Annotated in this window: 5 protein-coding genes and 2 pseudogenes; 5 read left to right on the plus strand and 2 right to left on the minus strand. The window is 49.3% G+C overall.

Going from position 1 to position 11,943, the window contains the following annotated elements; translation table 11 throughout:
• Positions 1-17: 17 nt before the first annotated feature.
• A complete protein-coding gene (locus DW830_RS10750) occupies positions 18-2,363 on the minus strand; it encodes a family 20 glycosylhydrolase (protein ID WP_119249889.1) in 2,346 nt (781 codons plus the stop codon).
• Positions 2,364-2,854: 491 nt separating this feature from the next.
• Here DW830_RS10750 and DW830_RS10755 point away from each other — a divergent pair, with 491 nt between their 5' ends.
• From DW830_RS10755 to DW830_RS10780, 5 genes and pseudogenes are all read left to right on the plus strand, one after another.
• Positions 2,855-4,063 carry an ROK family transcriptional regulator gene (locus DW830_RS10755; RefSeq protein ID WP_119249890.1) on the plus strand — a complete coding sequence of 403 codons (1,209 nt, stop codon included), beginning with the start codon at positions 2,855-2,857 and terminating at the stop codon, positions 4,061-4,063.
• Positions 4,064-4,461: 398 nt separating this feature from the next.
• Positions 4,462-6,083 (plus strand): annotated as a pseudogene (locus tag DW830_RS10760) (sulfatase).
• Positions 6,084-6,198: 115 nt separating this feature from the next.
• Positions 6,199-7,691: pseudogene (locus tag DW830_RS10770) on the plus strand (arylsulfatase).
• Between the two features lie 4 nt (positions 7,692-7,695).
• Positions 7,696-8,922, plus strand: coding sequence for an anaerobic sulfatase-maturation protein (locus tag DW830_RS10775; RefSeq protein ID WP_119249896.1), 1,227 nt, complete (start codon positions 7,696-7,698; stop codon positions 8,920-8,922).
• A gap of 11 nt (positions 8,923-8,933) precedes the next feature.
• The gene (locus DW830_RS10780; RefSeq protein WP_119249892.1) at positions 8,934-10,469 is read left to right on the plus strand and encodes a sulfatase family protein; all 1,536 of its coding nucleotides are present in this window, start codon (positions 8,934-8,936) and stop codon (positions 10,467-10,469) included.
• A 308-nt stretch (positions 10,470-10,777) separates the two neighbouring features.
• Here DW830_RS10780 and DW830_RS10785 read toward each other — a convergent pair.
• Positions 10,778-11,943 (minus strand): outer membrane beta-barrel protein (locus DW830_RS10785; protein WP_147487254.1); only part of this gene is annotated, 1,166 nt, incomplete at its 5' end.

Raw genomic sequence — 11,943 nt, forward strand, 5'->3', positions numbered from 1 at the left:
GTTAATGATGGAATCCATTATTTGTGGAAATACTGAGTTCCCTGTACTGATGTGAACTTCTTCTGATTATCCTTGCGCATTTCGAGGTTGAGGTTGCTCCACCAAGATGGCCATCCACCAACGATATTGCAGAGATAAACGAACTTCACTGGATGCAGACCCTTAGCCAGCGCTACAGCATTATCGCTGTTGGTACCAGCCTTTACAGCACCCTCGTTGTTGATTACGAGCTTGTTGTCGATCCAAACCTGCTCCATGCGGGAAGAGAGATAGTAAACGCCATCCTCAGGAACATTGATGAATCCCTCAGCAATCGCACCATAGTTGTTGGCACCACGCAAGGTAGCAGCATCGTCTGGCTGGCTCACCTTCATCTTGTTCAGGTTGGTAACAGTACCACAGTCCTGCCACTCAGCATCAGCAAAATCCAACTGATTCACCTTCAGGTAATTACCCTTGATACGGCGCAGCTGCAAGCCAGCCTTGGTATCGCTTACATTCACAGCAGGAGCATAGTTCTGCTTCTCTACGTCGATGGTTCTCACCTTGCTCATCTTGCCAGAAGGCAATACGGTAGCAATCTTGATGGTCATGTTGCCGCTCACCTTGATAGGCTCGGTATAGACAGCAGAAGCTGGAGTTGGAGTAGTACCATCCAAGGTATAGACCATCTTCATCGGACGTGATGTCTGGAAGGTAACTAGGGTATCCTTGGTAATCACAACCTTGTCGCAAGAACCGTATGGCTGCTCAGGCAATGGGATATGATAACGTACGTGGCGCTCATCCAGGCGGACGCTGTTGGCATCTACACGGCGGGCGAAGTCTGTGAAGTTCTTCTTCTTGGCTGGTGACCATGCAATCTCAGCGAGAGCGAGAGAGCGAGGATACATCTGATACTCCATCTTGGCATTGGTGTACATATACTCCGACCAGTTGTTGCACTGCACACCGAGGATATGCTTCTCCAGACCCAGAGACTTGATGGTATCTGGCACAGGCTCATAGTTATATGTTCTAGAGAGATAAGCAGGAGCACTAGGAATAGTAACCGGCTCAATCTTGTAGTCGCCCTGATAGTGGTCGAGATACAAACCGCCGCTACCTGGAGTCATGATCACGTCGTGCTTCTGCAAAGCTGCAGAAATACCGCCCGATGTTCCACGCCAAGACATCACGGTAGCATCAGGACTCAAACCACCTTCGAGGATTTCATCCCAACCGATGATCTTTCTGTCGTACTTAGCCAGCATCTTCTCCATGCGCTTGATAACGTAGCTCTGGAGTCTTTCCTCAGCAGAGTGCTTGCCGTCAGCCTGCAAGCCTTCAGCCTCGATGCGCTTCTGGCAGGTAGGACAGTTCTTCCAGCTGGTCTTAGGGCACTCATCGCCACCGATGTGGAAATATTTGCCAGGGAAGAGAGGCACTACCTCGCGAACGATATCCTCCAGGAAGTTGAACATATCTTCCTTACCCGGACACATCACGATATCCTCAACACCCCAAACCATTCTAGGAGTCCACTGCTCGCCCTTGCAGGAGAGAGATGGATAAGCAGCGATTGCTGCCATCATGTGGCCAGGAAGGTCGATTTCAGGAATCACGGTGATGTAGCGCTTGGCTGCATAATCCACGATGTCCTTGATTTCCTCCTGTGTATAGAAACCGCCATAGGTAGAACCGTCACCCTGGAGGCGATAGCCGCCGATGGAAGTCAGCTCAGGATATTTCTTGATTTCGATACGCCAGCCCTGGTCCTCAGTGAGGTGGAAGTGCATGGTGTTTACCTTGAACATAGACATGATGTCGAGCTGCTTCTTCACGTTCTCTACGGTGATGAAGTGACGGCATGGATCGAGATGGAAGCCACGGTAGCCGAAGCGAGGCGCATCCTGGATGTCACAGCACTGAGCCACCCACTTCACGCCACTCACCTTGGTAGCACTCTCCACCTGTGCAGGCAGCAGCTGCATGAAGCTCTGCATACCATAGAAAGCACCCTTTCCGGTCTTCGCCTTGATGACTACGCCCTTGCTGGTAACTGTAAGGCGATAGCCTTCCTCAGCCATCTTCATGGAAGGAGAAATCTGGATAGAGATATTTCCCTTCTTGCCGCCTACGGTAACATCATAGCCGGTAGATGCCTTCAGCTTATCAGCCATATACTCTGCGATGTTCTTGCCATCCGCAGTCTGATAAGAGATCACTACCTTTTGAGGCAATACAAACTCACCCTTCTGCACCTGTGTTTTCACAGGCACTGGGATAATATTAATATCTGCAGCTACAGCCTGAGTTGAGACTCCCCCCAACATCGCTGCGCAAGCTGCCAACGAACCTAAGAATTTGTTGATTTTCTTCATATAACAGTTGAATATTGTGTTAGTTGCAATAATTGCCCCCCAGCTTTTTTGGGGCTGGAAGGCAAAGTAGATATATATTAATGTTAGTTAGAAACCATGATAATAATATCTTTTATTTTTTGTTGGATATTTAATAAAATATTTTATTTTGCAAAGATACGTCTTTTATCAATTACTTCCTTCTTTTTTAGGTTAATAAATCTAAAACGCTTTTATTTTTTTAGTTTATTGACAAGAACCCGTTATTTATAAGTGTCAGTTTTACCATTATATCAGTTAGTTATGACTACTTAATGCTTATCGGTTGAAGAAATGGTTGCAGATAAAATCACTCTTATCTCTCTATATATAATTATAATAAGGTGTAAACAGAAATCACGAAGCACCGAAGAGGAAATTTGCAATAAAATAGCCCGAATTAAGTTTTATTAACTCAGAAATCATTGTACCAAACTTAAAAAAGAGTATCTTTGCAACAAAAAAATTTAGTTATGGCTAAAGACATAATAAAATATATTAAGAACATCAACCGAAAACCTTCTGTTCCTAGACGACTACTAGAGCAGTTCATAGCGAAGGGTGCTTCTACCATACCTGAATTATCAAAGGGTATAGGGGTGAGCCTCCCGACAACGACGAACGCTCTGAATGAACTGATGGGACAGGGACTTGTCAGGGAGATCGGAAAGAAAGCCGATTCCGCTGGCCGAATCCCGATGGTTTACGACCTGGAGCCTACCGCAGGTTACTTTGTTGGTGTGAACCCGGAAATGGACAGCCTCGCTTTGGCAGTGAGCGACTTCTGTGGCAATCTGATCACAGAGAAGCAGAAAGTTCCTTATGTGTATGAGAATACGCCTGAGAGCCTTGCCAAAATGGGAAAGATTATTAATGTCTTTATCGACAATCTACCTATTAAAAGAGAAGAAATCCTGGAAGTTTGCGTCAACGTAGCAGAACGCGTGAGACCTCTGGAAGGAAGAGCTTACAATATGTTCAATTTCCTGGAAGAACCTCTGGCAGAGAAGCTCACAGAACTGTTGGAGCTTCCAACCTGCATCGAGAACGATTCCCGCAGTATGACCTACGGAGAGTTTATCAAAGGATGCTGTAAAGGTAAGAAAGATGTCATCTTCGTCAACGTATGCTGGGGTTTGGGTATCGGAATCATCATCGACGGCAAGCTGTACTACGGCAAGTCGGGATATTCTGGAGAATTCGGTCACATGACCGCCTACAACAACAACATCATCTGCCACTGCGGCAAGATTGGCTGCGTGGAGACAGAAGTATCGGGCAGAGCACTCAAGAGAAAACTAACGGAGAATATCCTGGCAGGCAAGCCATCCATTCTCTCGGACAAGGTACTCAAGAAGAAAGAGGAGCTTACGCTGGAAGACATCATGGATGCCATTGCTAAGGAAGATGTACTGAGCCTCGCCACCCTGCAACACATCGCAGATGAGCTGGGCAAGCAACTGGCAGGCATCATCAACATATTCAACCCAGAGATGCTGGTCATCGGCGGAGAAATGTCTGTCACAGGCGATTATCTCACCCTGCCAGTGAACATGGGAATCAAGAAGTATTCGCTCAACATCATGAACGAAGATTCACAAATCGTCACTTCTGAGCTGAAAGACCAGGCCGGTGTCATCGGAGCGTGTCTGATAGCTCGACAGAAGTTGCTTACAATATAAAACCTATCACGACTAGCGGCATCCGCATCGTCTTAGGCGGTGCAGAACAGGTGCCCATATATCAACATTATCGCTGCATTCTAGCTTTTAGCTTAATGACAAAAAATGCAAATATTACTACACCTATATGAGAACAATTTAAAATGACCTATGACACAAAGGGGCAAATTGTAGTTTGCAGCAAATCTGAGTTCAAAGTTACCTCCTTGCAAGGGGGTAATGATATGAATTACGAGAGGGCGCGCCAACTGATGGCGCCCCCTCTTTTTGGCATTTTATCAACCTCTACTTTTTATCGACAATTCATTCATTATTAACTATATATCACCAGAATCATGATGAATAACAACCGAAATCAACTCAATCGTTCATTACTGGCATTCGCTGCCTTGCAGGTAATGCCGCTGTCGCTCTTCGCTCAGGGAGAACGACCAAACATCTTGTACATTATGTGTGATGACCACGCCATGCAAGCCATCAGCGCATACGGTAGTCCAATCTCTAAATTGGCACCAACACCTAACATCGACCGCCTAGCTGAAAGGGGAATGAAATTCAACGAGGCTTTCGTAGAGAACTCTCTCTCTACTCCAAGCCGTGCGTGCCTGATGACGGGTCTTTACAGTCACCAGAACGGACAGCGCCAGCTTGCCGAGGGTATCGACTCTACCAAGACCTTCTTCTCAGAACTGCTGCAGGGGGCAGGCTATTCTACTGCCGTAGTGGGCAAGTGGCACATGTCATGCAGTCCGAAGGGATTCGACTACTATCACGTTCTGGATGACCAGGGTCAGTACTACAACCCAACCTTCGCTTCTACCGGCCAGTACGGTAACTTCAAGCAGGAGATGGGCTATGCCACCGACCTCATCACCGACCATGCCATCGAGTACCTGAACAACCGCGACAAGAACAAGCCATTCTGTCTGCTGGTTCACCACAAGGCACCTCACCGTCTCTGGATGCCAAACACCAAGTATGTAAGCAAGTATGCCAACGTCAACTTCCCGTTGCCAGAGACATTCTGGGATGATTACGAGACCCGTGGTTCTGCAGCATCTACCCAGAAGATGTCTATCGACAAGTATATGGAGATGGTACGCGACCTGAAGGTTCCAGAGATGTACGATCCTTCTACTCCAGAGGGTAGAGATTCCTATGCTGGACTGATGGGCGAGATGAACCGCATGACTCCACAGCAGCGTGCCATCATCGATGCCTACTACATGCCAAGAAACCGTGAATTCCTGAGCAAGAACCTGACAGGCAAGGAGTTGATCGAGTGGAAATACCAGAACTACATCCGCGACTATATGGCCGTGATTGCCTCTGTAGATGAGAGCGTGGGCAGACTGCTGGAATATCTCGACAAGAACAACCTCACAGACAACACCATCATCGTCTATACATCCGACCAGGGATTCTATATGGGCGAGCACGGCTGGTTCGACAAGCGATTCATGTACGAGGAGTCATTCCATACACCGCTCATCATCAGCTATCCTAAGCATATCAAGGAGGGAAGCGAGTGCAACCAGATGGTTCAGAACATCGACTTCGCTCCTACCTTCATCGACCTGGCTGGTCTGGATAAGCCAAAGTACATGCCTGGAACATCACTCCAGCCTCTGTTTGCCGGAGCACCTGTCAAGAAGTGGCGCAAGAGCCTGTACTATCACTACTACGACTACCCAACCTATCACCTTGTCCGCAAGCACGATGGTGTGCGCACCGAGCGTTACAAGCTGATTCACTTCTACGGTAAGGGTGGCGAGAGAGCGTGGTAGAAAACAAGTACCAGGGACAGCCTGGCACAAGAGAGAACAACTGCTTCAATGCCCTCAAGTCTATCAACTACTTCACCGATGATGCCGACATCGACTACTGGGAGTTGTATGATATCAAGAGCGACCCTAACGAGCTACACAACATCTACGGCAAGCCAGGCACTCAGAAGATTGAGAAGGAACTGAAGAAGTTGCTCGCCAACTACCGCAAGAATCTGAAAGTAGATGAATAGATTCCGAAAGTAGATGAATAGATTCTAAAAGTAGATGATTCTAAATATAGATGAGTAGAATCCAAAAACAGAAGTTTATGAAGACAAACAAGACAATATGGCTCACTGGGTAGGCATGATTTGCCTGCCTACCCTGGTGTGCGCCAAGCAGAACGTACAGCAGCCCAACATCCTCTTCATCCTCTGCGATGATATGGGATATGGCGATCTAGCCTGCTACGGTCAGCCTTACATCCATACCCCCAACATCGACCAGATGGCAAGAGAGGGTATGCGATTCACCCAGGCATACGCCGGTTCTCCGGTTTCAGCCCCATCACGTGCTACCATTATGACGGGGCAGCATACCGGTCATACACACGTAAGAGGCAACAAGGAGTACTGGAGAAACGTGCCAATGGTGAAGTATGGAGTAAATGAGGACTTTTCTGTTGTGGGTCAGGAACCTTACGACCCGCAGCATAAGATTCTTCCGGAGATGCTGAAGGACAAGGGTTACCGCACCGGAGTCTTCGGCAAGTGGGCAGGCGGATACGAAGGTTCTGCCTCTACTCCCGACAAGCGTGGCATAGATGAATTCTACGGCTACATCTGCCAGTTCCAGGCACATCTTTATTATCCCAACTTCCTGAACCGCTACAGCAAGTCGTTGGGAGATACAGCGGTGGTAAGAGACATCATGGAGCAGAACATCCAGTATCCGATGTTTGGCAAAGACTATTTCAAGCGCAACCAGTATTCAGCCCGCATCATCCACGACAAGGCACTGGAGTGGATCGACCGTCAGGACAGTAAGCATCCATTCGTAGGCTTCCTCACCTATACCCTGCCTCATGCCGAACTGGCTCAGCCGGAGGATTCCATCCTGGAGAATTATCAGAAAAAGTTCTTCGAGGACAAGACCTGGGGCGGACAGGAAGGTTCCCGATACAACGCCGTGGTTCATACCCACGCCCAGTTTGCCGGAATGATTACCCGTCTAGACCAGTATGTAGGCGAAATCTTCGCCAAGCTGAAGGAGAAGGGTCTCGACAAGAATACCGTGGTAATCTTTACCTCGGATAACGGTCCTCACGAGGAGGGCGGCGCCGATCCAAAGTTCTTCGGTCGCGACGGCAAGCTGAAGGCTTGAAGCGCCAGTGCTACGAGGGCGGCATCCGCATCCCGTTCATTGCCTGGTGGCCGGAGCACATCAAGGCGGGCAGCGTAAATGATACCCAGTTTGCTTTCTACGACCTGATGCCAACCTTCTGCGACCTTGCCGGAATCAAGAACTTCGCCAAGCGCTATACCAACAGAAAGCTGGCAGGTGATGGTTTCGACGGAATCTCCATCGCTCCTACCCTCCTGGGCAAGGATGCCGAGCAGAAGCACCACGACTACCTCTACTGGGAGTTCCACGAGACCGACCAGATTGGTGTGAGAAAGGGCGACTGGAAGATGGTAGTGGTAAAGGGCGAGCCACGTCTCTACAATCTGGCATCGGATATCCACGAAGACCATAATGTAGCGGCAGAGCATCCTGAAATCGTAAAGGAACTCCTGGCTGCAATCCAGAAGGAGCACAGAGACAACCAGGATTTCAAGATTACACTGCCTAAGTTTTAAAATGATGAACGACAACATAGCAACCCCATTTGCCAAGCCCCTGTATGTGATGCTGAAGCCCGCAGGCGCCCATTGTAACCTGGCTTGCAAATACTGTTATTATCTGGAAAAGAACCATCTTTACCAGAACACTCCCCGACATCTGATGAGCGACGAGATGCTGGAGCAATTCACCCGGGAGTACATCGAGGCACAGACCATGCCCCAGGTACTCTTTACCTGGCATGGAGGCGAGCCGCTGATGCGCTCCATCGACTTCTACAGGAAGGCGCTGGCACTTCAGAAGAAGTACGCCCACGGCAAACAGATAGATAACGTCATCCAGACCAACGGCACCCTCCTCACCGACGAGTGGTGCGAGTTCTTTGCACAGAACCATTGGCTGGTAGGCATTTCCATCGACGGACCTCAGGAGTATCACGACCACTATCGCGTAACTCCTGCCGGAAAGCCATCGTGGGAAAAGGTGATGAAGGGCATCCAGCTTCTGAAGAAGCATCATGTGGAATGGAATGCTATGGCGGTGGTCAACGCCTATAACGCTGAACATCCGCTGGAGTTCTATCATTTCTTCAGGGACAACGGTTGCCAGTACCTGCAGTTTACCCCTATCGTAGAGCGACTGACAGAGCATGAAGACGGTCGCACTCTGGCGAGTCTTGCCGACGACCGGGAGATTCCGCTTGCGGAAGCTTCCGTTACCCCGGCACAGTGGGGCAACTTCCTCTGCACCATCTTTGATGACTGGGTGCGCCACGATGTGGGTAAGATGTTTGTGGAAATCTTCGACTGCACGCTTGCCAACTGGATGGGTGTGCTTCCGGGCATCTGCGCCTACTCCAGGGAGTGCGGCCATGCGGGCGTGATGGAACACAATGGCGATGTGTATTCCTGCGACCACTTCGTCTTTCCGGAATACAAGCTGGGAAACATCAGGGAGCAGTCGCTCATCGACATGCTTTACGGCGAGAAGCAGCAGGCATTCAGCCGCCTGAAGCATACCTCGCTGCCCCGCCAGTGCAAGGAGTGCGATCTGGAGTTTGCCTGTCATGGCGAATGCCCGAAGAACCGGTTTGAGAAAGACAAGTATGGAGAGCCGGGACTGAACTATCTCTGTCAGGGATATTACCAGTATTATTCGCATGTGGCTCCCTACATGGACTTCATGAAGCGGGAACTCCTCGCCCAGCGTCCACCTGCCAACATCATGAATGTTTTAAAAAACAACTAACGATTATCATTATGAACAAGACTTATATCACCATCGCCCTGCTGTCGCCGCTGGCTTGCACGGCTGCGATGGGAGCCAAGAAGGCGAAGGCAAGCAATCAGCAGAAGCCTAACGTCATCATCATCCTTGCCGATGACCTCGGCTACGGTGACTTGGGATGTTATGGTGCCAAGAACGTAGAGACTCCTAACGTAGATAAGCTGGCGAAGCAGGGAATCCGTTTCACCGATGCCCACGCCATCGCCTCTACCAGTACCCCATCCCGCTACTCTCTTCTCACGGGCGAATATGCGTGGCGCAAGCCGGGCACCGATGTGGCTCCGGGCGATGCGGGAATGATTATCAAGCCTACCCAGTTTACCATGGCTGATATGTTCAAGAGCGTAGGCTATTCTACCTGTGCCATCGGCAAGTGGCATCTGGGCTTGGGTGCCGAGACTGGCAAGCAAGACTGGAATGCCCCATTGCCGTCAGCCCTGGCTGACATCGGCTTCGACCATCATTACATCATGGCTGCCACAGCCGACCGTGTACCTTGTGTATTCATCGAAGACGGCAAGGTGGCAAATTATGATGCTTCGGCTCCTATCGAGGTAAGCTATTACAGAAACTTCCCTGGCGAACCAACCGGAAAGGACAATCCTGAGTTGTGCTATAATATGAAGTCGAGCCACGGCCACAACATGTCTATCGTGAACGGCATCGGCAGAATCGGCTATATGAAGGGTGGCGGCAAGGCTTTGTGGAAAGACGAGAACATTGCCGATTCCATCACTACCCATGCCATCGACTTCATCAAGAAGAACAGCAACAATCCTTTCTTCCTCTATTTTGCCACCAACGATGTCCACGTGCCTCGTTTCCCACACGAGCGTTTCCGCGGAAAGAGCACCATGGGTGTGCGTGGAGATGCCATCGTGCAGTTCGACTGGTCGGTGGGTAAGATTATGGAGACTCTGGATAAGTTGGGTATTGCCGACAACACCATCGTATTGCTTACCAGCGACAATGGTCCGGTAGTGGATGACGGTTATCAGGACCAGGCAGAGGAACTTCTGAATGGTCACAAGCCAGCGGGTCCTTGGCGCGGCAACAAATACAGTGCCTTCGAGGGAGGTACGGCGATTCCGGTCATCGTGCGCTGGCCCAAGAACGTGAAGGCGGGCCAGACCTCCGATGTTCTGATGTCACAGATTGATTTTATGGCTTCATTCGGCAATCTGATTGGTGCCACCTTCCCTAAGGGCAGTGCGCCAGACAGCAGGAACCATCTTGGCAATCTGCTCGGCACCGACACCACCCATCGTCCATGGGTAGCAGAAATGTCGAACAACCATGTACTTTCCATCCGCACCAAGGAGTGGAAATACATCGAGCCGAACGATGGTTCCAAGATGATCAAGTGGGGTCCGAAGATAGAGACCGGCAACAATCCTCTTCCTCAGCTCTACCGCATCTCCGACAATCTCTATGAGCAGGATAATGTAGCCGATACTCATCCTACCATAGTTTATGAGCTGCAGAACATCTTGAGAAAAGTAAGATAATAAAATCTGCGCTAACGTTTTTCCCCACACGCCCTGAAAGGGCAGAAGCTCCTAGCCCAGGGCAATCGCCCTGGGTATAATAGCAGTCAACAAAGCGCCCTGAAAGGGCAAAAGCTTTATAAATTGTCAGGTATTTGAAAGCTTTTGCCCTTACAGGGCGACAGGTTTGCATCATAATAACCCAGGGCGATTGCCCTGGGCTAGGAGCTTCTGCCCTTTCAGGGCGTGCCAGGTGTGACTTATGCCACACCCCACCTCATAACCCCTACAATTATTTCTTATTCTTCGGCGCCTTGCTGATTTATACATCAAATGCAACATCGCATAGCTTGGCAGCGTATTGTTCCATTTCTCGGTCTTGCCCTGGCCGCCCACCTCATACACGGTGCTCGAGAGATTCTGAAGAATATCAAAGGCTCTGCCTTCAGCGTCAGCTTGCCTTTGCAGAACGAACGGGCTAGCGAGGCATTCCATACCAGATCACTGGTGTTAAACGACTTCTCGCTGTAACCACGCCTACAATATTCCTTCAGGTCGGTAGAGAGCGAAATGCCCAGAGGCAAGGTGTAAGTCATGTTGCCACCATACTCAAAATCATAGGCATTCAATTTCTCGAAATTGCTGCGGTCGCTGGTACCATGCTTCCACTCCACCTTTCCACCCAAGTTGATGCTCAACTTGTCTTTCTGATACTTGAAGTACAAACTGTTACCCAACTCAGTTCTGAGCACATAGCAGAGCTGGGTAGAATTATCATCGTAAGCTATATCAAAATCCTTGCGGCGCAAACCGTTAAACCACAGGCGATAATCCAGACGGAACAAGCGAGCTTTGTCAAGAGCCACACCATAAGATGTCGTCGTCCAGAAATCCCAGTTGCCGCCACCACCAATATTATCACTCATATAGGTGTAGCCACCCGTCTGCGAATTATAAGTAGTGCGGGTACCCACAAGATTGTGATAGAAATTACCCGTAGCGAAGAATCCTATATACTGCTGATTCTTGAGTCCGTTGAAACGGATGTTTACATCGTAATGATGATACAGCGAATTCTCCAGGTCCGGATTGTTCACCCTCACCGCCAGCGGATTCGAATTGTCACTGTATGGCATGATGCTGAAGAAATCAGGCGTCTGGCTCTGCATATAATAATATAAGCGGATAGACTTCTTACCGTCACTACAATCATACATGAACGATGGCTTGAACACCACACGGTTTCTCCGGGCTATCGTGTCGAGAGCCGAAGTATGGTAATAGAGACGCTCTTTTTCTTCAGAAATGCTCAGCGATAGAAACAGGTATGAAGATCTATCATTTCTTCGGAATACAAGTTCACCACCCGTATTCTTTTTCATCGTCTGATAGCTTCTACTCACATCCTCGTCTATCACCCCCGAAAGCTGCTCCATGTTAGAAGGCAGCGTGGCGAACATCAGTTCCGGATTGGCTATCCAGTCGCCGCCAAGCT

The sequence above is a fragment of the Prevotella sp. AM34-19LB genome (genome assembly GCF_003468525.1).
Classification (GTDB): domain Bacteria; phylum Bacteroidota; class Bacteroidia; order Bacteroidales; family Bacteroidaceae; genus Prevotella.